The following is a 23144-nucleotide window of genomic DNA, read 5'->3' as shown; positions in this document are numbered from 1 at the left end:
CGTCTGCGCCTTCTCCGCCGCCCGGCGAGCGTCCCCGGCGACCGTCGTACGCGCGGAGGACCCGGGCCCCGTGCCCGCAGCCGGCGGACACGACGACCGCCTCGGCCTTCACAATGGTGCGGAGGAGACCGTCGACTGTGACGGCCGGCCCGTCCGACCACTGAAGAAGGAGACGCCGTGAGCGAGCAGACCGCCCTTGCCCAGCGGATCGCCGACACCATTCGCCCCGCCATGCTCAGTGGTCTGCAGGACGCCCAACTCCACGGCCCCGGAGGCACCCAGCACATCAGCAACTGGGCCGACTGGATCGCGGCCACCGTAGCCGAGCACATCGTCCAACCGATCGCCGCCGAACGGGACGCCTTCGCCGACCGCGTCGACACCCTCAGCCACATCGCCAAGCGCCACAAGGAGGGCTACGCGGACGCCGTACGGGACAAGCACCAACTTGAGGCCCGGATCGAGGCACTTGAGGCGGAGCTGGCCCAACTGCGCCCAGCCGAGGACGCCCACCAGTCCTGACGGCTCACCGCAGGCCCTGAACCGGCCGACCACCGCCAGCCGTTGAGGGTGTTCGAACCGGCCGTCGAGCAGCTTCCGGCGGTGGGACACCGGTGACCTCGCCAGAAACGGGCCGCGGGGCCCAAGCGAGGCGGCTACGTCGGATGACGTCAGGGGTGTATCCCGCCGGGGACGCCGTTCTTCAGCACGGCGATCCGTCCGTCTCGGGGATGCACGCTCAGACCCTTGACCTCGGAAAGGTGCTCGAACTCACCGGATATGCAGGTGAGTTCTTCGGCGCTCGGGTCGAACGTGAACACCCGGGCGTGATGCAGAACGACCGGGTGGCCATGCCGTGCCGCTGCCGACCGGCCGTCAGAGGGTGTTTCGCAGCGGCCCGACCATCCCGGTGTGCCCGATCGCCCGGTGCGCTGATGCTCTTGCCGGATGGGTGCACCGGGTCCGGCCCGCCTGCGATGATCTGGGTATGGATACGGGGGGATCTGCTCATGGACGCCGCATACCTGCCGGACCTCGGAGTCGTCGGGTCCGTACTGCTCTGATCGCGGTGGTGGTGCTGGCCCTGCTCGCCGCGCTGGTCGTCCTGGTCGTGGTGCTGCCGGGGCTGGTGGTCGACCACGATCTCGCGGGTGCCCGGATCGAGGTCTCCGAGCGGCTCGGGGCGGTGAACAGCGTCCGAACGACGCTTCTGCAGGCGGTCGGTGGCGCCGTCGTCCTCTTCGGTGCATACGCCACCTGGCGGCAGTTGAGGGTCGGTCAGGAGAACTTGAACGCCACCCGGGAGGGCCACATCACCGACCGCTTCGGCCGGGCGATCGACCAACTCGGCAGTGAGAAGCCGGACGTGCGGATCGGTGGTCTCTACGCGTTGTGGCGGATAGCGGACCACTCGGCTCACGACCGGGAGGCGGTCATCTCGATCATGGCCGCGTTCCTTCGGACCCATCTGCCATGGCCTCCACAAGGGGCGGAGCCCCCGTCTGTCGAAGTCTCCATCAACTCCGTGCCGCCGCTGGAGACCCGCGCTGCGGATGCCCAGGTGGCGCTCACCGGCCTCGGCGTCCTGTGTCAGGGCCGCCGTCCCGACTGGCTCAACGTCAGCTACTCCGACCTGCGCCGCGCCGACTGCGACGGACTGTGGCTGAACAACATCAACTTCGATGGGGCCTGCCTGGAAGCAGCGAGCATCTACCAGGCCAACCTGACCAGGGCATCGCTGATCGCGGCCAACATGCGGTATGTGGAGCTCGGGACGTCGATTCTCCACCGGTGCCGCTGCATCGAAGCCGACCTGCGCGGAGCCCGGATGGTCAGGGCCGACCTTCGCGACGCCGATTTCTCCGAGGCCGACCTGCGGGAGGCGAACCTGCGCAAGGCACGGGCCCACGGGACCAGGTTCACCGGCGCGGACCTTCGGCTGGCCGACCTTCGGGGAGCCGACCTCACCGGTGCCGACCTGGCACAGGCGAAGTTGCAGGGCGCGCTGGCAAGCGACTTCACGGTCTGGCCGCCGGGCTTCGACCTTCAGGCGGCCGGCGTCGTCCTGGCCGAGGACCCGGGCGACGAGCCGAACATCCTGCTGCCGGCCGCCGCACTCGCACGGAACGTCCGGCCGCTTCGCTCGGTCTAGAGTACGTATCGGGCTGTGATCAGGTGGTGGTCCGGGTGAGGTCCGTGGTCAGGCCTCGGAGCGAGGGGAAACCCGAAGATTGATCACGATTCGGTACGCACCCTGACGACTCGGTCCGCGATTGTGGTCAGGACGTGCCGGCCTGACGGGTCGGCTGGTGGGTGCTCAGCAAGGCCGTCTGCCAGGCGAGCACCAGCTCGGCGCTCGGCTTACGGCGGGTCGGCCGACGGGCGGAGCGGTCCGAGACCGGTGAAGCGATCGCACGATGGGCCTCGGCGCCCTGGTCGAGCAGCATCGCGGACCGCGTCGTAAACCACTGGCCGATCGCATCATTCCGGAGGGAAGCTGTGCCCCATGACGACAACCTTAATCACCGGGGCCAACAAGGGCCTCGGCCACGAGACCGCCCGCCGCCTGCTCGCCGAGGGGCACACCGTCTACCTGGGAGCGCGCAACACCGCCCGGGGCACGGCTGCCGCGTCCGAGCTCGGCGCCCGGTTCGTACACCTCGATGTCACCGACGACGCGTCGGTCGCCGCCGCGGTCGCCACCATTGAGGCCGCTGGTGGCCTGGACGTCCTGGTCAACAACGCCGGAATCGAGGTGCGGTCACCGGGGGGCGACATCATCGGCGCCGCGGAGCTGACCGCCGACGTGATGCGGGAGGTGTTCGAGACCAACGTCTTCGGCCTGGTCCGGGCGACCCACGCCTTCCTGCCGCTGCTGGAACGCTCCGCCGCCCCGGTGGTGGTCAATGTCAGCAGCGGCACCGCCTCGCTGGCCCAGGCCGGCAAGGGGTACCCGGGGGTCGCCTACCCGGCCTCCAAGACCGCGGTCAACATGCTCACCGTGCAGTTCGCCAAGGCGTTCCCGCGGATGCGGATCAACGCCGTGGAGCCCGGCTACACCGCGACGGACCTGAACCGGCACGAGGGCACGCAGACCGTCGAGCAGGGCGCCGAGATCATCGTTCGGATGGCTCAGCTGGGGCCGGACGGCCCGACCGGCGGCTACTTCGACGCGGCGGGCCCAATCCCCTGGTAGGCGACGACGTTCAGGACGCGGTCCACGATGCCGCTCGGCCAGGGCCGTGACGTGACGACGGCCGCACAGGTTCTTCGAGCGTGACCAAGAAATGGGCCCGTGCGGCCTTGGCCCATCCTGGCTTCTGCGCCGTCCCGCGTGCACATCTCGACGATTTGATCGAAGAGTTGGCAGACTCCTGACCGGTTCGGCAGGAATCAGCGCTCGATGAGCGGCACGGTGGCGCGCGGCAACGTCAGGCGGGGGCCGGGTCGGATGCACGACCAGACCGCGATGTGCACCGAGGGCGTCGCCGGGCAACTCCGGCTCCACCCCAAGGCGATAGTCGAGATCGACGACGGCTACCGGGGCCTGGCGAACGAGCTTCACGACCTCGCCCACTACCCCGGTGCCCGGCCCGAGCAGGTCTTCGGCGAGGGAAGGCTCGACACCCCCTGGAAAGAGCACCAGTACGAGGCCCTCGACGGGGAAGAACGGGCGCAGTTCCGCGAGCGGAGCAGGAAGCCGTACAACTGGTTCATTCTGGCCGCATGCCACCTCCGCGACACCCCGGCGGCTGGGGTCTGTACGGTCCGTCAGGCGGCCGGGACGTAGGGGCGGCGGGCGTTGACGACCTTGCCCGAGGCACTGATGCCGTGGTTTCGAGAGCGGGGGTTCGCGCGTTCGGCCTCGGCGCGCGGGATCGGATCGGAGCTGGTCTGCTGGTGCCGGGAGCCCGTCACGCCAGTACTTGGGAGAAGTCCAGATGAGCACTTATCGAGTTGCCCAGGTGGCCGCTGCCGGTGAGCCGTTCGAGATCGTCGAGCGTGAGGTGGCGCAGCCGGGCCCCGGCCACGTACGGGTTGCCGTGGAGGCCTGCGGGATCTGTCACAGTGACTCCCTCTTCGTCGACGCCGCGCTGCCGGGCGTCCGGTTCCCCGTGGTTCCCGGGCACGAGATCGCCGGGCGCATCGAGGAGCTCGGTGAGGGAACGCAGAACGTGTGGCAGGTGGGAGACCGGGTGGCGGTCGGCTGGTTCGGCGGAAGCTGCGGCCACTGCACGCCCTGCCGGCAGGGCGACTTCATCGTGTGCGAGAACCTCCAGGTCCCCGGATGGTCGTACGACGGCGGCTTCGCCGAGGCGGTGATCGTGCCGAGCGGTGCCCTGGCCCGGATCCCCGATGGGCTGGCCGCGACCGAGGCGGGCCCGATGGCCTGCGCGGGGGTGACCGTGTTCAACGGGCTGCGGCGCAGCTCCGCACGGCCGGGCGACCTGGTCGCGGTACTCGGTATCGGTGGCCTGGGCCACCTGGGGGTGATGTACGCGGCCGCGATGGGCTTCGAGACCGTGGCCATCGCGCGTGGCGTCGACAAGGCGGACTTCGCCGGGGAGCTCGGTGCGCACCACTACATCGACAGCACGGCGGGCACCGGTGTCGCGGACGCGTTGCAGGCCCTCGGCGGCGCCAAGGTCGTCCTGGCCACCGCCGCCAACTCCGAGGCCATCACGGCGACCGTCGACGGGCTGTCCCACCGCGGCGAGCTGGTGGTCATCGGTGCGGCCGCCGAGCCGATGGCAATCAGCCCGGGCACGCTGCTGATGCGCGGCAGGATCGTCCGCGGCCACCCGGCCGGTACCGCGCAGGACGTGCAGGACACCCTGGCGTTCAGCGCCCTGCACGGGATCCGCCCGATGACCGAGATCATGCCGCTCGACCAGACCACCGAGGCGTACCGGAAGATGCTCTCCGGTGCCGCCCGCTTCCGGATGGTGCTCACCACCGGCTGAGGTGGCGGGTCCACCCGCCCTGCCCCCGTCCCCGCCGAAATCACCTTCCCGGCGGGGCTGTCGGTTCGCCGGTCCGCGCCCGTACCAGGGTCGACGAGGGCGCGCATGGGGTCCGTCAGGGGCACGCCGTCTGGGGGTCGTGCCGAACCCTCCTCGGGGTGGTTTCCGACGGCGGGCGGAGATTTCGAACGGGTTGACAGGGCGCCCGCTCCACGCCGTCGACCGGGGCTCATCGTGACGACCTCACGCCTGTGCGTACCACCGTCGCATCGCCCTCCCGGGCGCCCGGTCCGACCCGCGCGGTGCGGTGGTCGCCGGTGCACTGATCGGCTCGGATGAATTACCGGCGCATCCGGGCCCCGTCCGGTGTGCGCCGACGGCCGATCGGGTACCGGTGTCCCGTCCACCCCGCCGGGCTCCGATCCAGCCCCCACCGCCCAGACCCGGAGATCCGTATGCCCACCGGCTCCAGCGCTCGAAACTGCCCCTTCGACTTCGCGGAGGCCCTCGATTTCGACCCGACACTCAGGCAGCTTCTGAACGACGAACCAGTCGCCCGCATCCGTCTGCCCTACGGCGAGGGTGAGGCCTGGCTGGTCACCGGCTACGACGATGTACGCACGGTGACGACCGACCGGCGTTTCAGCCGGAGCGCCGTCATCGGCCGCGACTTCCCGCGGATGACCCCCGAGCCGATCGTCCAGGCCGAGGCGATCAACGTGATGGACCCGCCGGCCAGCAGCCGGCTGCGGAGCCTGGTGTCCAAGGGCTTCGCACCCGCCCACATCGAGCGTATGCAGCTGCGGACCCGGCATGTGGTGGGCGAGCTGCTGGACCGGATGGCGGAGCACGGCACCCCGGCCGATCTGATGGAGCACCTGGCCGGACCGCTGCCCCTGATCACGATCTGCGAGGTCCTGGAGATCCCCGACGCCGACCGCTCGCAGCTGCGCGCCCACGCCCGGACGATGATGGACGTCGGCGCGGACAACCGGGCCGACGCGGTACGGGCCAAGGCCGACCTGCGCGCGTACTTCGCCGAGCTGACGGCGCAGCGGCGCAGGAACCCCGGTGAGGATCTGATCAGCGCACTGGCGACGGCCCGGGACGGAGCGGAGATCCTCGACGAGCAGGAACTGACCGTGATGGCCATGGTCCTGCTGATCACCGGTCAGGACACCACGACGTACGAGATCGGGAACCTCGCCTACACCCTGCTCACCCGGCCCGACGTGCTCGCCCGGCTGCGCGAGACGCCCGAGCTGCTCCCGCAGGCGATCAACGAGCTGCTGCGCTTCATCCCCTTCCGCAAGGGTGTCGGCATCCCGCGGGTGGCCACCGAGGACGTCGAGCTGAGCGGGGTGAAGATCCGCGCGGGCGACATCGTGCACGTCTCCTACCTGACGGCCAACCGCGACGGCCGCAAGTTCGACCGGCCCGACGAGCTGGATCTGGACCGCACCACCCCCTCGCACATGACCTTCGGCTGGGGCGGGCACCACTGTCTCGGCGCACCGCTCGCCGCCACCGAGCTCGAAGTCGCCCTCGGCATGCTCCTGGAGCGCTTCCCCCGGCTCACGCTGGCAAAGCCCGCCGAAGAGGTGCAGTGGAACACCTCGTCGATCTGGCGCTATCCGCTCGCCCTGCCGGTGGCCTGGTGACGGTCGGCTCCGCCGCCGCGCACAGGACGCTCCGCAGCTGACGCCGACCCGGCCGGTTGCCCCGGCCGGGTCGGCGCAGCCGGGAGCCATGGGTCGACATGCGGGGGTGGGCCGCCTCCCGTACATTGGGCTGAGCTGGCCAGAACCGACTCGCGAGCGGCGCGTCCGCCCGCACAGCGAGCACCCGATCCTCAACGGTCTGCCCGTCTGCTCCCCTCTCACGAGACCCCCGCCGCGCCACCTCCGCGCGTCCGGCCCGCAGCGGCTGCCGCCGACTGGTGAATCCCGGACCCTGACAGGGTCGCACCGGGACCACCGTGTGTCAGGAGGAGATCCCATGGCAGTTCTGTGCAAACCGGCGATAGCCGTCCCCGACCACATCATCACCAACGAGGACACCCTCGAACTGGCCCGGAGACTGCACCGCGACCATCCGCAACTGGACCTGGCGCTGCGTCTGATCGAGCACACCGGAGTACGGAAACGGCATCTGATCCAACCCATCGAGACGGTCCTGAAACACCCGGGGCTGGATGCCCGGAGCGCCGTCTACGAGGCGGAGTCCAAGGCCCGCGTCCCGGCGGTGGTGTCCCGGGCACTGGACCAGGCCGAACTGGAGCCGCAGCAGATCGACTTGATCATATATGTGTCCTGTACCGGCTTCATGATGCCGTCGCTGACGGCCTGGCTGATCAACGAGATGGGTTTCCGGTCGGAGACCCGGCAGCTGCCGATCGCCCAACTCGGCTGTGCGGCGGGCGGTGCCGCCGTCAACCGGGCCCACGACTTCTGCACCGCGTACCCCGACGCCAACGTACTGATCGTGGCCTGCGAGTTCTGCTCGCTGTGCTACCAGCCCACCGATCTGGGCGTGGGATCGCTGCTCTCCAACGGCCTGTTCGGCGACGGGATCGCCGCCGCGGTGGTCCGGGCGGAGGGCGGCACCGGGATCCGGCTGGAGCGCAACGCGTCGTACCTCATCCCGCACACCGAGGACTGGATCTCCTACGCGGTCCGCTCCACCGGTTTCCACTTCCAGCTCGACAAGCGGGTCCCGGGGACGATGGAGCCCCTCAGCCCGGCCCTGCGCGCGGTGGCGGAGGAACACCAGTGGAACGTGGGCAAGCTCGACTTCTACATCGTCCACGCGGGCGGTCCTCGGATCCTGGACGACCTGAGCCACTTCCTCGAAGTGCCGCCCGAGGCCTTCCGGTTCAGCCGGGCGACGCTCACCGAGTACGGCAACATCGCCAGCGCGGTCGTGCTCGACGCCCTGGCCCGGATGTTCGACGAACAGTCGGCCCTTGACGGCCACCAGGGGCTGATGGCCGGCTTCGGCCCGGGCATCACCGCCGAGATCTCCCTGGGCACCTGGACGGCGCCACAGGACTGACGACCGAGGCACCACTCAGGACACCGGCGGGCACAGCCGGGGTCGGCCCCACTCGGCGGCCGATCCCGGCGGTGCCCGCCGACGCCCGGTCGGCACCCTGCCGACCGATCCGGTTGATCACCGGTCCCCGGCGCGCCGTGGCTACGACGCCGGAGCCCGTTCCTGTGTTTGCATCGGGCCCTGGAGGTGTGCGTGTGACGACTGGACAGGGGTATCAGGAGGGCCGTGCGCGGGCCGGTGTGGCGCGCCGGCGGCTGTTGGGCGCGGCCGGGCTGGTGCCGATGCTGGCCGGCCTCGGGGCGGCCACCGCGTGCTCCTCGCGGACCACGGCCGACGACGTGGGCAAGGCGGAACCGTACAAGCCGGTGCCCACCGGCGAGGCGGACTGGAAGGAGGTCGTGCAGGCACTGGGCCGGACGGGCACCCTGATCCGCGGGACCTACCACCACACGCCGTTCCCACGCGGGGACCTCAACGTCGTCTCCCGCGGCGTCACCGTCTCGCCGGGGCTGGCCCTGGGCTCGCACGTGTCCTTCGCCCGGTACAGCGACGGCGGCACGCTGATGATGGGTGATCTGGTGGTGACCGAGAGCGAGTTGCAGGGCATGACCGACGCCCTGCAGGCCCAGGGCATCGCGCAGACCGCCATCCACAAGCACCTGCCGACGCAGAGCCCCGACCTCTGGTGGACCCACGTCTGCGCGCACGGCCACGACGCCGGGTCGCTGGCCCAGGGTCTGCGCACGGCGCTCGATCGCACCGGTACCCCGCCTCCGGTCGCGCCCGCTGCGATCAAGCCCCTCGATCTGGACACGGCCGGCATCGACGCCGCGCTGGGTGCCAGTGGCGCGAACAGCGGTGAGGTCTATACCAGTGTCTTCGTTCGCCGGGAGACCATCATCGACGAGGGCCACGCCCTGCCCGCCGGTCTGGGCGCCACCTCGGCCTTCAACTTCCAGCCGCTGGGAGGCGGGCGGGCCGCGCTGAGCGGAGACCTCGTCATGGTCGCCGACGAGGTCCAGAAGGCGCTCACGGCGCTGCGGCGAGGCGGGATCGAGCTCGTCGAACTCCACAACCACGGGTTGACGGACGAACCGCGGCTGTTCTTCACCCACATCTGGGCCGTCGGCGATGCCGTCACGCTGGCCAAGGCGGTCCGCCCCGCGCTCGCCGCCACCAACGTGAAGCCCTCTCCGCTGAAGGGGGACGGCTAGGACCGCTCCGCCCCCCCGGCCGGGCGGGCCCGGTTCAGGAGACGCGCCTGAGCTGCCAGGCGTTGTTGTTGAAGCTGGGGACAGCCGAGTAGCGGCAGCTGCTGCTGTAGTACGAGCTCACCTGGACCCAGCCGGCAGGCTGGTAGGTCGAGGCGCAGGCGTTCACCACGGTGCCGACCGGGAGGCCGGTGAGCTGCTTGATCTGCTTCATGTTCGGTTCGAAGCCGGAGCCGCAGCCGGAGCTGTTCCACCACTGGACGTCGACGAATCCGCTCGGGGTGAGCGTGCTTGCGCAGACATTGGTGACATCGCCGGGAGCAGCCTGGGCGGGGGACACCGCCAGGCCGAGGGCGGCGGTGGCGAGGCCGACGGCCAGACAGGCGGTACGCAGACGGGTCATGGGCGGTGACTCCCTCTCAGATCATGCGCCGGTGGGTGTAGAAGTATTACTAACGTGTCGTGAAGGTCGTGGGCAGTGGCTTTCCGGCCCATGTCGACGCCGTGGGCCGGAAAGCTGCGGTCGCTCGGTCCCACCGGTCCGTCCGGAACGCCGTCCGATCTGCAGACGATCACTGACAGCGGGGTGCTCGTGGGCCTAGGGTGGGCCTCGCAGTCGGTTCGCCCTGCCAGCCAGGCAGGTGCGTCGCAAGAGGGAACCCGGTGGGAATCCGGGACTGCCCCGCAGCGGTGAGTGGGAACGACCGCCGTCACATGCACTGGACCCGACCAGGGTCCGGGAAGCGACGGCCAGTAGGTGCCGGACAGCCATCGGGTGTCCGACGTGCCCATGAGTCCGAAGACCTGCCGCTGCCCGCGTGCACCCCGCATGCGGTGATCTCGGTGACCTCGATGGGCGCACCTCCCGGCCGAAGGCTGGGGGAAGGTCGGCTGAGCGGGCGGGCACACGCATGGTGCCGCGCCCCGACTGTCGTTCCTTCGCGCCCCCGTGCTCTCCCGGGATCGCACCGCGACTCGCGAAGGAGAGTTCCGTGGCAACGAGTTCCACCACCACCCCGCAGGCCACCGTCTACGGCTACCCCAGGCAGGGCGCCGGCCGGGAGCTGAAGAAGGCGATCGAGGGCTACTGGGCGGGCCGGGTCACTGCCGAGTCCCTGCACGCCACCGCCGCAGGGCTGCGCCGTGACACCTGGCGGCGGCTGGCCGACGCGGGCATCCGGGAGGTCCCTGCCGGGGACTTCTCGCTGTACGACCACGTGCTGGACGCCACCGTGGCCCTCGGCGCGATCCCGGCCCGGCACCGGGCCGCCGTCGAAGCCGACCCGCTGGACGGCTACTTCGCGATGGCCCGCGGCACCCAGGAGGCCGCACCGCTGGAGATGACCAAGTGGTTCGACACCAACTACCACTATCTGGTGCCGGAGTTGGGCCCTGACACGGTGTTCGCGGCCAATCCCGCCAAACTGGTCGGCGAGCTCCGCGAGGCCGTCGCCCTCGGCCACACCGCCCGTCCGGTGCTGCTCGGCCCGCTCACCTATCTGCTGCTGGCCAAGCCCGCCCCCGGCGTGGCTGCCGACTTCCAACCGGTCACCCTGCTCGACCGCCTGCTGCCCGTCTACGCGGAACTCCTCTCCGACCTGCGCGCGGCGGGCGCGGAGTGGGTCCAGCTGGACGAGCCCGCCCTGGTCCAGGACCGCACGCAGGCCGAACTGAACACCGCCGCCCGGGTCTACCGTGAACTCGGCGTGCTCACCGACCGGCCCAAGATCCTGGTCGCCACCTACTTCGACCGGGCCGGCGAGGCGCTCCCGGTGCTGGCCAAGGCCCCGATCGAGGGCGTCGGCCTGGACTTCACCGGCCCCGGGGCGGCGAATCTCGCCGACCTCGCCTCGGTCGGCGGGCTGCCCGGCAAGCGGCTGGTGGCCGGGGTGGTGGACGGCCGCAACATCTGGATCAACGACCTGGAGAAGTCGCTGGCCACCCTCGCCACCCTGCTCGGTCTGGCCGGCCGGGTCGACGTCGCCGCGTCCTGCTCCCTGCTGCACGTCCCGCTCGACGCCACCGCCGAACGCGACCTCGACCCGCAGGTCGCCCGCTGGCTCGCCTTCGCCCGGCAGAAGACCACCGAGATCACCACCCTGGCCCGCGGCTTGCGCGAGGGCACCTTCGCGATCGGCGCCGAACTCGCCGCCAACCGCGCGGGCCTGGCCTCCCGCGCCGCGTCCGCGCTCACCCACGACCCGGCCGTCCGGGCCAGGGCCGCCGCCACCGCCGCCGAGGACGCCCGCCGGGCCCAGGCCTACCCCGAGCGGGCCGTCGCCCAGCGCGCCCGGCTCGACCTGCCGCTGCTGCCGACCACCACCATCGGCTCCTTCCCGCAGACCACCGAACTGCGCACCGCCCGCGCCGACCTGCGGGCCGGACGCATCGACGACGGCACCTACCAGGACCGGATGCGCGCCGAGGTCCGCGAGGTCATCGCCTACCAGGAGAAGGCGGGCCTGGACGTCCTGGTCCACGGCGAGCCCGAACGCAACGACATGGTCCAGTACTTCGCCGAGCAGCTCACCGGCTACCTGGCCACCCAGCACGGCTGGGTGCAGTCGTACGGCACCCGCTACGTCCGCCCGCCGGTGCTGGCGGGCGACATCTCGCGGCCCCACCCGATGACCGTGGACTGGTACCGCTACGCCCAGGACCTGACGGACCGTCCGGTCAAGGGCATGCTCACCGGCCCGGTCACCATGCTCGCCTGGTCCTTCGTCCGCGACGACCAGCCCATCGGTGACACCGCCCGCCAGGTCGCCCTCGCCCTGCGCGACGAGGTCACCGACCTGGAGGCGGCGGGCGCGGCCGTGATCCAGGTCGACGAACCGGCGCTGCGCGAGACCCTGCCGCTGCGCGCCGCCGACCGGCCCGGCTACCTCGACTGGGCCACCGAGTCCTTCCGCCTCTCCACCTCCGGGGTGCGCGCGGACACCCAGATCCACACCCACATGTGCTACGCCGAGTTCGGCGAGATCATGGTCGCCATCGACGAGTTGGACGCGGACGTGATCTCCCTGGAGGCGGCCCGTTCGCACATGCAGGTCGCCCACGAGCTGGCTGGGGCCGGCTATCCGCGCGAGGTCGGCCCGGGGGTGTACGACATCCACTCGCCGCGCGTGCCGAGCACGGCGGAGGCGGTGGCACTGCTGCGGAAGGGACTCGGCGCGATCCCGGCCGGGCGGTTGTGGGTCAACCCCGACTGCGGCCTGAAGACCCGGGGTTGGCCCGAGACCCGTAACTCCCTGGAGCACCTGGTCGCTGCGGCCCGGCAGGTCCGGCAGGAGCTGGCGGACTCCCCGACCGGCTGAGCCGGGGCACCCGGGGTCGGGCCCGCCGGGCCGCGCCCGACCCCGGGGTACCCGGAACCCGCTCTGTGGTGCGTCAGTTCGGGCGGGGGGTGGCCAGTTCGTCGACCAGGCGGCGGCAGGGTTGCGGGATCTCGCCGAAGTCGTCGTCGTCACTGTCGACGACGAGGCGGTTGATGACCGACTCCAGTGCGACCGGCAGGCGCGGGCACAGGCCCTGGTGGCAGCGGGCGAGGATGTCCAGGCGGACGTCGTCGGGGAGCAGCGGCACGGGGGAGTGCACGCTGCGGCGCCGGACGGCGGGGGGACGGGTGGCCAACTGCTCGGCCTGGCCGCGCCAGTAGGCGGCGTCCCGGGTCTCGCCCAGCTGCAGGTGGTACAGGTGCAGGCAGTAGGCGGCGGTGTTGTTGCCGGATCCGGCGGCGAACTGCCACCAGAACTGGGCCGCGTCCTCGCGCCCGGTGAGGAAGAGCAGGCCGGCGAAGACGACGGCGCCCTCGGGATGGATCCGGTTGCTGTTGACCAGCAGGCCGAGGGTGTGGGAGGCCTGCGGGGCGTTGAGGATCAACGCGGTGGCGAGGGCGAGTTCGTGAGCCGCCTGTTCGTGCGCGGAGGGGAACCGGGCGGGGGCCGCCGTGACGAGGTCGGCCCCCGCCGGCGGCATGCTCGGCGGTCCGGTGAACACCCGAGCCCCGGTGCCGGTCCTGGGACTCGGGGGAGTGACGCCGCCCAGTGCCGAGCGGTAGCCGTGCAGCCACTGGACCAGGTCGCGGTCTCGTCCGGAGTGGGGGCTCACTGCTCTCCCCTCATGTCGGCGAGCTCCGGCCGGCCCAAGGTCCGGGCCAGCCGCCGCCGGGCATGGCGGAGGTTGGACCGCAGCGTCGCCAGTGGTGTGCCGAGGTACTCGGCGATCTTCTCATCGTCCAGGTCCAGGCAGTACTTGAGGACGACGACGTCGTGCTGGCGTTCGGGGAGCTCCAGGATCGCGGCGAACAGGCCGATCTGCTCGGGCAGGGTCTCCAGGCGGATCCGGGTCCGGTGCCGGAAGTGGCGGACGACGGCGTCGAAGGCCGCGGCCTGGACCAGAGCCGGGCGCAGGTCGCCCGCTGCGGCGAGCCGGTCCGCGATGTGCTCCTTGAGCAGCCGCCAGGCATAGGCGGCGAGGATCTCCTGGCGCAGGGCGAGCGCCCAGTTGCGCGCCAGGTGCTCCTTCATCGCGTCGACCACGGCGGCGGCGTCCTGCTCGGTGCCGACCTGGGTGCGGGCGAACCCGGTCCACGCACACTGGTGCGTGACGCAGAACGCCTCGAAGGTCACCCGCAACCGGAAGCCCTCCAGCGCCGCCTCGTCGGCGCCGCTCAGGCCCTCCTCTGCCGGGTGCCCGCCGGACCCCGGCGGCGCATCGCTGTCGAACGCCATGTCCCCTGCCCTCCCGTACCGGATGCCGCACCGCCGGTGGCCGTCGGCGCCGGAGAACCCGTGGTTCCACGGGACCATGGCAGCGCGCGCCGGGGCCTGCGGTGCAAGCAGACCAGAGAAGTGGCAACCGACGGTAGTAGTATGACTACTCATCGGTCTGTTGAGTAGTCATCTGGCCCATCGAGCAGTCGACTTGACCACGCAGAGTGGTCCCGAAGGGGTGCGCTGTGCGGCCGGTTGCCCGTCCGTCGGCCGGGCGGTCGATTACCGCCCGCCGGCTCTGGGCAGGATCTGCGCAAGCCACAGCCCCCGGCGCGCCACCGGCGTGCGCGCCGGCGGCGCGGGGCGCGGCCCGGCGTGGCGGCCCCGACGACTTGGGGGGACTTGATGGGCAGGGACGACACCGAGGTGAATCTCGAACTGCACCGCGCGCACTCGGCCCGGATGTACGACTACTACCTCGGCGGCACGACCAACTTCGCCGCCGACCGGGAAGCCGCCGGCCAGGTCATGGCGGTCTTCCCGTGGGCGGAGCGGGCCGCGCGGGTCAACCGGGACTTCATGCACCGCTCCACCCGCTGGCTGGCCGAAGCCGGCATCCGCCAGTTCCTCGACATCGGCACCGGCATCCCCACCTCACCCAACCTCCACGAGGTGGCCCAGCGGTGCCAGCCCAGCGCCCGCGTCGTCTACGCGGACAACGACCCCATCGTGCTCGCCCACGCCCAGGCCCTGCTGCGCAGCACGCCCGAGGGGCGAACGGCCTACCTCCAGGCCGACATCACCGATCCGGAGTCCATCCTCAAGGCCCCGGAAGTGCAGCAGAACATCGACCTGGACCAGCCCGTCGCCCTCAGCCTCAACGCGATACTGCACTTCATCCCCGACAGCCAGGGCGCCCTGGGGGTCGTCCGGCAGCTCCTGGCGGCCCTGGCGCCCGGGAGCGCGCTGGTCATCAGCCACGGCAGTCCCGACTTCGCTCCCGAGGAGGCCGAGCGGATCTCCCGGATCTATGCGGCAGCCGGGACCGCCGTCCAGATGCGGACCAAGGCGGAACTCGCCCTGTTCCTCGAAGGTCTGGACCTCCTCCCCCCGGGCATCGTGGCGACCCACCGCTGGCGACCCGACGGAGGACGCCCCGACCCGCTGGTCGCCGACGCACACGCCTCGGCCTACGCGGCCGTCGCCCTGAAACGCTGACGGAGAACCCGGCTCACGGCCGGTCCGCCGCCCGGGGGGATCGACGCGGGCCGGTTCAGCCGGCCGAGGGCAGCGGGAAGCTGCGGCGCATGAGGGCGTCGAAGGCGGCGTCCGGCAGCAGGCGCTTGGCGATCATCGTGGCGCGGGCGAGGGCACCGATCGCGTAGCGGGCCCGGGGCCGGTGGACGGTGGCCGCGCGGACGATGGCCCTGGTCGCCGTCTCCGCGGGCACCGCGCCGTTGCGGCGGGTGAAGGACTTGTTGGCGTACATGTCGGCGAGTTCGGCGCGGAAGCTCCCGTACGGATCCCCGGTGGTCGCCCCGCCGTGCATGGTGCCGACCGCCGTGCTGCTGAACTCCGTGATGGTCGGGCCGGGTTGGACCACGACCACCTCGACGCCGAACGGTGCCACCTCCAGCCGCAGCGAGTCGCTGATCGCCTCCACCGCGTGCTTGCTCGCGTGGTAGAAGGCGCCGCCGGGCGGGGAGAAGCGGCCGGCCATCGAGGAGATGTTGACGATCCGGCCGCGTCCCGCCCGCCGCATCCCCGGCAGCACCAACTGGGCCATCCGCACCACGCCGAAGACATTGGTGTCGAACTGCGCCCGCACCTCCTCCGGCGTCGCCGACTCCACCGGGAGGTGCAGCCCGTAGGCGGCGTTGTTTATCAGCACGTCCACGCTCCCGTGCGCCTGCTCGACCCGGGCGACGGCCTCGGCCATCGACCGCTCGTCGGTGACGTCCAGCGGCAGGGTCTCGATGCCCTGGGCCGCCAGGTCGGCGAGCGTCTCGGGCCTGCGGGCGGTGGCGTACACGCGGTGGCCGAGCCGGTGCAGCGCGAGCGCGGCCTGCCGGCCCATGCCGGAGGAACAGCCTGTGATCAGAACGGTCCTGGTGTCTGTCATCCCGTACTCCTGGAGGTGGGTAGCCCGGCCCGGCCGGGTGAACTGAGGCAGTCGGTGGTGGTCGGTCGTTCTCGGTCGGTGCGCCGAAGGGCGGGTGGGCCTGGTGCGGCGGTCACGCCCCGGCCGTGTGGTGCAGCAGGTCCCAGACGGCCTCCTCCGCCCGGCCCAGAGCCTCGGCCGACAGCCCGGCGAGCCCGTCCGTGCGGTGGAGCTTCACCAGGCCGGTGAACGCCCCCACGGCGAGCGCGACCAGCTGCCCGGCGTCCCCGTCGCGGATCTCGCCGGCCTGCTGGCCGCGCGCGATGAAGTCGGCCGCGAGGGCGTCGATCTCGGCGGCCAGGGCCTGGCTCTCGGGGGCCAGGAAGGTGTCGTGCTGCTGGTGCTCCAGGAAGACGAAGGCGGCCGGGTGCTCGCCCGCGTAGCGCGTGAAGCCGCGCCAGAAACGGCCGAACTCCTCGCGGGTCGACCCGGCGGGACCGCCCTCGGCGAGCGCCTCGGCCAGCTGGTCGAGCAGTTCGCGCTTGGCGTGCTGGAAGGCGGCGTTGCCGAGCGCCTCCTTGCTCGGGAAGTACCGGTAGATGCTGCCCACGCCGACTCCGGCGAGCTGCGCCACGGCGGGCATCTGGGTGCCCTCGTAGGTGCGTTCGGCGAACAGTGCGATCGCGCTGTCGATCAGGAGTCGGGCGAGGTCGGGCTTCCTGGACGTCACGGAATGAATATTCATTCCGCATGCCCGGTGCTGTCAAGCGCTCCTAGAATTGGCCCCATGGCCCGGCTCAACGACGAGGTCGCCGCGCTGCTCCAGGAGTACGCCGACCTCATCCTGCTCACCGGCGGGGACGCCTTCAGAGCGCGCTCCTACGAGAAGGCGGCACGGTCGGTCGGCGGCTACCACAAGGACATCGGCGGCCTGGACCTCAAGGGGCTCCAGGAGATCCCCGGGGTGGGGAAGTCGACCGCGGAGAAGATCACCGAGTACCTGGGCACCGGCCGGGTGGCGGCCGTCGAGAAGCTCCGCGCCAAGGTCCCGCCCGGCGTGCGGGAGATCATGGCCATCCCCACCGTCGGCCCCAAGACCGCGGCACTGCTGCACGCGGAGCTCGGCATCTCCTCGGTCGAGGAACTGCTGGAGGCGGCGAAGGCCGAGCGCCTGGGCGGCCTGCGGGGGCTCGGCGAGCGCACGGCCGAGAACATCGTGCACGGCATCGAGGTGCTGCGGCAGAGCGGCGGCCGGGTGCTGCTCAACGTGGCGCTGGAGCAGGCCGAGGAGATCGTCGCGGCACTCGCCGACGTTCCCGGCTGCCTGCGCTGTGCGTACGCCGGATCGCTGCGGCGGATGCGGGAGACGATCGGCGACCTCGACGTGCTGGCGGCTGCCGAGGACTCGGCGCCGCTGATGGCGGCGGTGGCCGGCCTCCCGGACGTCGCCGAGGTGCTGGTCCGGGGCGCCACCAAGACCTCGGTCCGCACGGTGCAGGGCGTGCAGGTGGATCTGCGGGTCGTCCCGCCGGAGGACTGGGGAGCGGCGATGGTCTACTTCACCGGCTCCAAGGCGCACAACATCCGGCTCCGGAGCCGCGCCGTCAAGGCCGGGCTCAGGCTCTCCGAGTACGGCCTGTTCGAGGTCGGCAGCGGCGCGAAGGCCGGCAGCGGTGCCAAGGTCGCCTCGGCGACCGAGGAGGAGGTGTACCGGGCGCTCGGGCTGCCCTGGATCCCGCCCACCCTGCGGGAGGACCGCGGCGAGATCGACGCCGCGCCGGCCGGCGAGCTGCCCGAACCGGTCACCGAGCAGGACATCCGGGGTGACCTGCACACCCACACCGACCTCACCGACGGCCTGGCCACGCTGGAGCAGATGCTCGAGGCGGCCGCCGACCGGGGCTACAAGTACTGCGCCGTCACCGACCACGCCCCCGACCTGGCGATGCAGCGGATGACGGACGAGAAGATGCTGGTGCAGCGCCAGCGGATACGCGAACTGGACCGCCACTACCGGGGAATGCGGGTCCTGCACGGCACCGAGCTCAACATCGGCCCGGACGGCGGGGTGGACTGGCCGGCGGAGTTCCTGGCCGGCTTCGACCTCTGCGTGGCCTCGATCCACTCCCACTTCGGCGCCGACCGCGAGACGCAGACCCGTCGGCTGATCCGGGCCTGCGAGAACCCGTACGTGCACATCATCGGCCACCCCACCACCCGGCTGCTGGGCCGCCGGCCCGCCATCGACGCGGACTTCGACGCCGTCTACGCGGCCTGCGCCCGTACCGGCACCGCGCTGGAGATCAACGCCTCACCCGAGCGCCTGGACCTCGGCGACGAGCAGATCCTGGCCGCCCGTCGGCACGGCGTCCGCTTCGCGGTGAACACCGACGCACACTCGACCGTCCACCTGGCGAACCTGCGCTACGGCATCGCCACCGCTCAGCGGGGTTGGCTCGGCAAGGACGAGGTGATCAACACCTGGCCGCTGCGGCGCTTGCAGGGCTTCCTGCGCGGGAAGCGGGTCTGAGCGCCGGCCGCCAGGTGTTCCGTCGTCGGGCCGATCGCCCGTCAGGGCTCCCTCGCCGGCGCCTTGTCGAGACGGGGGAAGGGTGAGCTGCTGCCGTCCGGGAGGATGCGGGCGACGGGCGTCGGGCTGTTCTGCGGGGTTCATAAAGGCTCAGAATTTGCGTTAGTGATGATGGGGTTGTTATGGTCTCCAGTAACGCAAAGATTGAGCGTTAGCTGGGCGTCGAGGCATCCCGCCGCACACCCGGCGCGCTCGGAAGGGACCTGCCGTGGCCACCACCGACCTGGCACCCGCGGACATCGCCCGGCTGGCAGAACGCGCCGGACTCCCGCTGCCGCCCGACCGCCTGCCCGCCGTGACGGCGACCGTGAACGCCATCCACGACGTACTCCGCACCCTGGACGGGCTGGCCCTCGGGGACACCGCCCCAGCCTCGGCCTTCGACGCCGGTTAGGACAGCACCGTGACCCAGCCCTACGAACTCTCCCTCACCGAGGCCGCCCGTGCCCTCGCCGACCGATCCCTGTCGCCGGTGGAGCTCACCCGCTCGGTACTGGACCGCATCGCCGCCGTGGACCCCGAGGTCAATGCCTATGTGACCGTCACCGCCGACGCCGCGCTGCGCTCCGCCCGCGAGGCTGAACGGGAGATCGCGGCCGGCCTGTACCGGGGGCCGCTGCACGGCATCCCCTTCGGGCTGAAGGACCTGGTCGACACCGCCGGTGTGCCCACCACCGCGAGCTCCCTGGTCCGTGCCGACCATGTGCCCACCGCCGACGCCGCCGTCACCGCGAGGCTGCACGCGGCCGGTGCGGTGCTCGTCGGGAAGACCCACACCCACGAGTTCGCGTACGGGACGACCACCCCGCAGACCCGCAACCCCTGGTCCACCGGCCATCTGGCGGGCGGCTCCAGCGGCGGTTCGGCGGCGGCGGTGGCCTCCGGCACGGCCACCTTCGCGATCGGCACCGACACCGGCGGTTCCATCCGCATCCCCGCGGCGCTGACCGGGACGGTCGGGCTGAAGCCGACGTACGGCCTGGTGTCGCGGCACGGGGTGGCCTCGCTGTCGTGGTCGCTCGACCACGTCGGGCCGATCACCCGGACCGTCCGGGACGCCGGTCTGGTGCTGGGGGCACTCGCCGGCCATGACCCGCGCGATCCGGCGAGCATCGACCGACCGGCCGAGGACTACGGGTGCGGGCCCGGCGGCGACCTGACGGGCCTGCGCGTCGGGGTGCCCGTCAACTACTACTTCGACCGGGTGCAGCCGGCCGTGGAGGAGGCGGTCCGGGCTGCTGTCGACGACCTGACCGCGCTCGGCGCCGAAGCCGTTCCGGTGGAGATCCCGATGGCGGAGTACGTCCGTCCCACCCAGTGGGGGCTGATGGTACCGGAGGCCACCGCCTACCACCAGGCGTCCCTGCGCGCGGTGCCGGAGCTGTACACCGAGGACGTCCGACTGCTGCTGGAGGCGGGGGAGTTCGTCCCGGCGACCGACTACATCCGGGCGCAGCGCGCGAGGACCCTGATGCGGGCGGCCTGGCTCGAACTGTTCCACCGGGTCGACGTGATCGCCGCGCCCGCGGTGACGTCCACGGCCGCGCGGGCAGGTCAGGAGGTCATCGAGTGGCCGGACGGTGTGCGGGAGCCGGTCTCCGACAGCTACGTGCGGCTCTCCGCGCCGGCGAACCTCACCGGCCTGCCGGCGCTCGCCCTGCCGGTCGGCCTCGACGGGCAGGGGCTCCCCATCGGCATGCAGCTCATCGGCCGGCCGCTCGGCGAGGCGACCCTCGTCCGGATCGGCGCCGCCCACGAGGGCGGGCACCGGCCGGCCGGGGTGCTGGCGCCGCTGTAGCGGCCGCTGGTCCCGGATGCCGGGGCTCAGTGCTGGTCCCGTTCCGGTCCCGCGCCGGTCCTGTTGCGGCCCTGTCCTGGTCCCGTCCTGGTGCGCCGGGCTCAGGTTCAGGGCCGGGGCAGTACGGTGTCGACCAACCCGCGTGCGTACTCGGCCGTCAACGGCCCCGGGCGGAAGAGGATGCGGTACATCATCGGCGCCACCAGCCGGTCCATGGCGTTCTCCAGCTCCGGCACGGGCTCGCCCCGCCCGGCGGCCCGGTCGAGGATGACCGCGATCTGCTGGGCCGCGTACTCCGAGCACTGACCGGCGTTCCCGCCGTCCGGGTCGCCGGTCAGCGCGTCGCGGATGTACGCCCGCCCCGGCGGGGAGGACATCTCCTCGAGGAACTGCCAGGCCCAGGCGTCGAGGTCCCTGCGCAGGGAGCCCAGGTCCTCCGGGGGCGAGTCGGGGCGCAGGTGCTCGACCGCCACGTCGGAGAGCAGCTCGTGCACGTCGCCCCACCGGCGGTACACCGTCGACGGGGTGACACCCGCCCGGGCGGCGATCACCGGGATGGTCAGACCGTCCCGGCCGCGCTCCTCGACGAGCTCGCGGACGGCCGCGTGCACCGCCTGCTGCACGCGGGCACTGCGCCCGCCGGGGCGCGCTCCAGACACACTCATTCAGGCACCTTAACGCACAATCGTTGCTTCAGTCGGGCGGCCGACTGGACCCGGCCCGAAGGGCCCTACGGCTGGAGGCGGGCCAGGGCCAGGCTGGTCGCCCGGGTCGACTGGACGTCGAGGTGGGCGGTGGTGCGGCGAAGGCGGTGGAGGGACTCGGTTCCGGCGAGGAGCAGCAGTCCCGGGAGCAGGTCGGTGCAGCGTGCGGCGACCCAGCGGGTGCCCCGGGTCGCCATCCACCAGAGGTCCGCCGTGCGGCTCGGCGCCCGGGTGAACGGCTCGGCGACCGGGGGCGGGCCGAGGTGGTGCCCGGCTGCGGCCAGCAGCGCATGGAAGTCGCGGGCGATCAGGTGGTGGCCGGCCGCGCTGGGGTGCAGCCGGTCCACACTCAGCAGGGCCCGGTCGGTCCACCACGGCAGGTCGGCCAGGTGCAGATGGACGGCCCGGTAGCGTGCGGAGAGCTCGTGCACCACCGTGTTGACCGCCCTCATCCGGCGGGCCAGCGGGTCGGCCAGTGGCGGCGGGAGGCGCAGCAGGCGGCCGGGGTCGGGCAGGCAGGCGGTCAGCAGCACGGTGGAGTCGGCGTGCAGCGCGCGCATCGTGGCGTCCAGGTGCCACGCCGTCCGGCCGACGTCGAAGCCGGCCCTGAGTGTGTCGTTGCCGCCGATCACGAGAGCGGCGAAGTGCGGTCGGACGGCAGTTGCCGGAGCAAGCTGACTGTCCGTCAGATCCCTGCTCAGGGCGCCGCTCCGGGCGAGGTTGTGGAAGTCCACCGGACCGTCGGACAGCGCCGGGGCCAGCACCGCGGCCCAGCCCCGCCAGCCGTCCGGTGCGGGATCGCCCACGCCCTCGGTGAGCGAGTCACCGAGGGCTGCGAACCGCACGGCCATCAGGGGTGTCCGGCCGGCGGTGGTGCACCGGCCGCGGAGACCGGTGCACCGTGGACGGCGAGGAAGGCCGTGACGGCCGCCTCCCAGCCGAAACCCGTCGCGCGGGCCCGGGCGGCCGCCCGCCGCTCGTCGACCGGCCGGTCCAGCAACTCCCGTACGGCGTGGGCGAACCCGACCCCGGTGTCGTCCGCCACCGCACCTGCCGGGCCGACGATCTGCGGCAGCGCGGAGGAGCGGCTCACCGCGACCGGCGTCCCGCAGGCCAGGGCCTCCAGGGCGGCCAGGCCGAAGGTCTCGACCGGCCCCGGGGCGATGACGGCATCGGCGCTGGCCAGCAGCGCCGCGAGCTCCTCGCGCCGGGCGAGGTGGCCGAGGAAGCGGACCGGAAGGCGCTGCCGCTCGGCCCTGGCCGCCAGGCGCCGCCGGAGCGGCCCCGTCCCCGCCACCGCCAGTACGGCCGGCACCTGTCGACGGCGCAGTTCGGCGAGCGCGTCCAGTGCCCGGTCGGGCCGTTTCTCGGCCGACAGCCGGGAACACAGCACCAGCAGCACCTGAGCCGGGTCGGCGTACCGGGCTCGCACGGCCGGGTCGTACCTGGCGGGGTGCAGCAGCGCCAGGTCGACGCCGAGCGGGGCCTGCACGACGTTCCGGGCGCCGATCCGCCGGAACTCGGCCGCGGACCAGGCCGTGGTGCACAGCACCGTGTCGAACTCGCGCGCGGTACGGGCGTTGAGCCGGTCGGCGAGCGCGCGTGCCCCGGCTCCGGGCAGTCCCCAGGTGCCGAGGACTCCGGCGGCGCTCTCGTGGGAGACCATGACCGAGGGGATCCCGTGCGAGCGGGCCCAGCGCCCGGTCCAGCGCAGGGTGGTCCGGTCCGAGACCTCCAGCCGGTCGGGGGCCAGCTCTGCCAGGGTCCGCGCGACGGCCCGCCGGTCGGTGAGCAGCCGGTATCCGCCGCTGCCCGGGATCGCCGGGCCCGGCAGGGTGACGACCCGCCCCTGATCCGTCCACCGGTCACCGTGCCGGGCACCGGGCACGACCAGGACCGGCTGGTGCCCGGCCGCGAGGTAGCCCGCGCCGAGATGCCGGAGAGCGGTGAGCAGACCACCGGAGACCGGGGTCACGAAGTTGGCGACCCGGACGATGCGCAGCGGCA

24 protein-coding genes and 1 riboswitch are annotated in these 23144 nt (G+C 72.1%); of the genes, 13 read left to right on the top strand and 11 right to left on the bottom strand.

Translation table 11 applies throughout. The annotated features are described in order from the left end of the window. Positions 1-177 precede the first annotated feature (177 nt). Entirely contained in the window at positions 178-522 is a 345-nt protein-coding gene (locus UK12_RS04375; RefSeq protein ID WP_045299665.1) for a hypothetical protein, read from the top strand. A gap of 149 nt (positions 523-671) precedes the next feature. On the opposite strand, the gene UK12_RS39385 is transcribed toward UK12_RS04375, so the two are convergent. Further along, a complete protein-coding gene (locus UK12_RS39385) occupies positions 672-821 on the bottom strand; it encodes a hypothetical protein (RefSeq protein WP_156178527.1) in 150 nt (49 codons plus the stop codon). A gap of 251 nt (positions 822-1072) precedes the next feature. Here UK12_RS39385 and UK12_RS04370 point away from each other — a divergent pair, with 251 nt between their 5' ends. Then, positions 1073-2152 (top strand): pentapeptide repeat-containing protein, encoded by a 1080-nt coding sequence (locus UK12_RS04370; protein WP_231591034.1) that lies wholly within the window; start codon positions 1073-1075, stop codon positions 2150-2152. Positions 2153-2279: 127 nt separating this feature from the next. Here UK12_RS04370 and UK12_RS39380 read toward each other — a convergent pair whose 3' ends face one another. Further along, complete coding sequence (locus UK12_RS39380) at positions 2280-2447, bottom strand: hypothetical protein (protein WP_156178526.1); 168 nt, start codon at positions 2445-2447, stop codon at positions 2280-2282. A 59-nt stretch (positions 2448-2506) separates the two neighbouring features. On the opposite strand from UK12_RS39380, the gene UK12_RS04365 reads away from it, so the two are divergent. Continuing rightward, positions 2507-3196, top strand: coding sequence for an SDR family NAD(P)-dependent oxidoreductase (locus UK12_RS04365; protein WP_045299664.1), 690 nt, complete (start codon positions 2507-2509; stop codon positions 3194-3196). 207 nt (positions 3197-3403) lie between these two features. Further along, entirely contained in the window at positions 3404-3790 is a 387-nt protein-coding gene (locus tag UK12_RS04360; RefSeq protein WP_045299663.1) for a hypothetical protein, read from the top strand. Here UK12_RS04360 and UK12_RS39375 read toward each other — a convergent pair. After that, positions 3772-3918: a hypothetical protein gene (locus UK12_RS39375; protein ID WP_156178525.1), complete on the bottom strand. Its 147-nt coding sequence runs from the start codon at positions 3916-3918 to the stop codon at positions 3772-3774. The genes UK12_RS04360 and UK12_RS39375 overlap by 19 nt on opposite strands. A 23-nt stretch (positions 3919-3941) precedes the next feature. Here UK12_RS39375 and UK12_RS04355 point away from each other — a divergent pair, with 23 nt between their 5' ends. From UK12_RS04355 to UK12_RS04340, 4 genes are all read left to right on the top strand, one after another. Beyond that, a complete protein-coding gene (locus UK12_RS04355) occupies positions 3942-4964 on the top strand; it encodes an alcohol dehydrogenase (protein WP_045299662.1) in 1023 nt (340 codons plus the stop codon). Positions 4965-5419: 455 nt separating this feature from the next. After that, positions 5420-6625, top strand: coding sequence for a cytochrome P450 (locus UK12_RS04350; RefSeq protein WP_045299661.1), 1206 nt, complete (start codon positions 5420-5422; stop codon positions 6623-6625). 337 nt (positions 6626-6962) lie between these two features. Beyond that, a complete protein-coding gene (locus UK12_RS04345; protein WP_045299660.1) occupies positions 6963-8018 on the top strand; it encodes a type III polyketide synthase in 1056 nt (351 codons plus the stop codon). 194 nt (positions 8019-8212) lie between these two features. Continuing rightward, a complete protein-coding gene (locus UK12_RS04340; RefSeq protein ID WP_231591033.1) occupies positions 8213-9232 on the top strand; it encodes a DUF1259 domain-containing protein in 1020 nt (339 codons plus the stop codon). Between the two features lie 34 nt (positions 9233-9266). Here the strand turns inward: UK12_RS04340 and UK12_RS04335 are convergent, their stop codons facing one another. Beyond that, entirely contained in the window at positions 9267-9632 is a 366-nt protein-coding gene (locus tag UK12_RS04335) for a hypothetical protein (RefSeq protein ID WP_045299655.1), read from the bottom strand. Between the two features lie 196 nt (positions 9633-9828). Beyond that, positions 9829-10055: riboswitch (cobalamin riboswitch) on the top strand. Between the two features lie 166 nt (positions 10056-10221). On the opposite strand from UK12_RS04335, the gene metE reads away from it, so the two are divergent. Continuing rightward, positions 10222-12546 carry a 5-methyltetrahydropteroyltriglutamate--homocysteine S-methyltransferase gene (gene metE, locus UK12_RS04330; protein ID WP_045299653.1) on the top strand — a complete coding sequence of 775 codons (2325 nt, stop codon included), beginning with the start codon at positions 10222-10224 and terminating at the stop codon, positions 12544-12546. A gap of 73 nt (positions 12547-12619) precedes the next feature. Here metE and UK12_RS04325 read toward each other — a convergent pair whose 3' ends face one another. Both UK12_RS04325 and UK12_RS04320 read right to left on the bottom strand, forming a co-directional pair. After that, entirely contained in the window at positions 12620-13339 is a 720-nt protein-coding gene (locus tag UK12_RS04325) for a hypothetical protein (RefSeq protein ID WP_197084549.1), read from the bottom strand. Beyond that, complete coding sequence (locus tag UK12_RS04320; protein ID WP_052681520.1) at positions 13336-13962, bottom strand: sigma factor-like helix-turn-helix DNA-binding protein; 627 nt, start codon at positions 13960-13962, stop codon at positions 13336-13338. The genes UK12_RS04325 and UK12_RS04320 overlap by 4 nt, the downstream gene beginning before the upstream one ends. A 387-nt stretch (positions 13963-14349) precedes the next feature. On the opposite strand from UK12_RS04320, the gene UK12_RS04315 reads away from it, so the two are divergent. Continuing rightward, positions 14350-15162, top strand: coding sequence for an SAM-dependent methyltransferase (locus UK12_RS04315; protein WP_045299651.1), 813 nt, complete (start codon positions 14350-14352; stop codon positions 15160-15162). 55 nt (positions 15163-15217) lie between these two features. Here the strand turns inward: UK12_RS04315 and UK12_RS04310 are convergent, their stop codons facing one another. Then, on the bottom strand, positions 15218-16066 hold the full coding sequence (locus UK12_RS04310; RefSeq protein ID WP_045299649.1) for an SDR family NAD(P)-dependent oxidoreductase: 849 nt from the start codon (positions 16064-16066) through the stop codon (positions 15218-15220). 112 nt (positions 16067-16178) lie between these two features. Continuing rightward, positions 16179-16775: a TetR/AcrR family transcriptional regulator gene (locus UK12_RS04305; protein ID WP_045299647.1), complete on the bottom strand. Its 597-nt coding sequence runs from the start codon at positions 16773-16775 to the stop codon at positions 16179-16181. 57 nt (positions 16776-16832) lie between these two features. Between UK12_RS04305 and polX the strand changes: the two genes are divergently transcribed. From polX to UK12_RS04290, 3 genes are all read left to right on the top strand, one after another. After that, a complete protein-coding gene (gene polX / locus UK12_RS04300) occupies positions 16833-18575 on the top strand; it encodes a DNA polymerase/3'-5' exonuclease PolX (RefSeq protein ID WP_045299645.1) in 1743 nt (580 codons plus the stop codon). A 268-nt stretch (positions 18576-18843) separates the two neighbouring features. Then, positions 18844-19029: a hypothetical protein gene (locus UK12_RS04295; protein WP_045299643.1), complete on the top strand. Its 186-nt coding sequence runs from the start codon at positions 18844-18846 to the stop codon at positions 19027-19029. A gap of 9 nt (positions 19030-19038) precedes the next feature. Next, entirely contained in the window at positions 19039-20433 is a 1395-nt protein-coding gene (locus UK12_RS04290) for an amidase (protein WP_045299641.1), read from the top strand. A gap of 107 nt (positions 20434-20540) precedes the next feature. Here UK12_RS04290 and UK12_RS04285 read toward each other — a convergent pair whose 3' ends face one another. The 3 genes from UK12_RS04285 to UK12_RS04275 all read right to left on the bottom strand — a co-directional run bounded on the left by UK12_RS04285 (position 20541) and on the right by UK12_RS04275 (position 23139). After that, positions 20541-21098, bottom strand: a complete 558-nt coding sequence (locus UK12_RS04285; protein ID WP_082119284.1) for a TetR/AcrR family transcriptional regulator — start codon at positions 21096-21098, stop codon at positions 20541-20543. 65 nt (positions 21099-21163) lie between these two features. Beyond that, positions 21164-21988, bottom strand: coding sequence for an SGNH/GDSL hydrolase family protein (locus UK12_RS04280; protein ID WP_045299637.1), 825 nt, complete (start codon positions 21986-21988; stop codon positions 21164-21166). Next, positions 21988-23139, bottom strand: a complete 1152-nt coding sequence (locus tag UK12_RS04275) for a glycosyltransferase (RefSeq protein ID WP_197084558.1) — start codon at positions 23137-23139, stop codon at positions 21988-21990. The genes UK12_RS04280 and UK12_RS04275 overlap by 1 nt, the downstream gene beginning before the upstream one ends. Positions 23140-23144: the final 5 nt, after the last annotated feature.

Source organism: Saccharothrix sp. ST-888 (genome assembly GCF_000955975.1).
GTDB lineage: Bacteria > Actinomycetota > Actinomycetes > Streptomycetales > Streptomycetaceae > Kitasatospora.
This window is presented reverse-complemented; position numbering and strand designations above follow the sequence as displayed.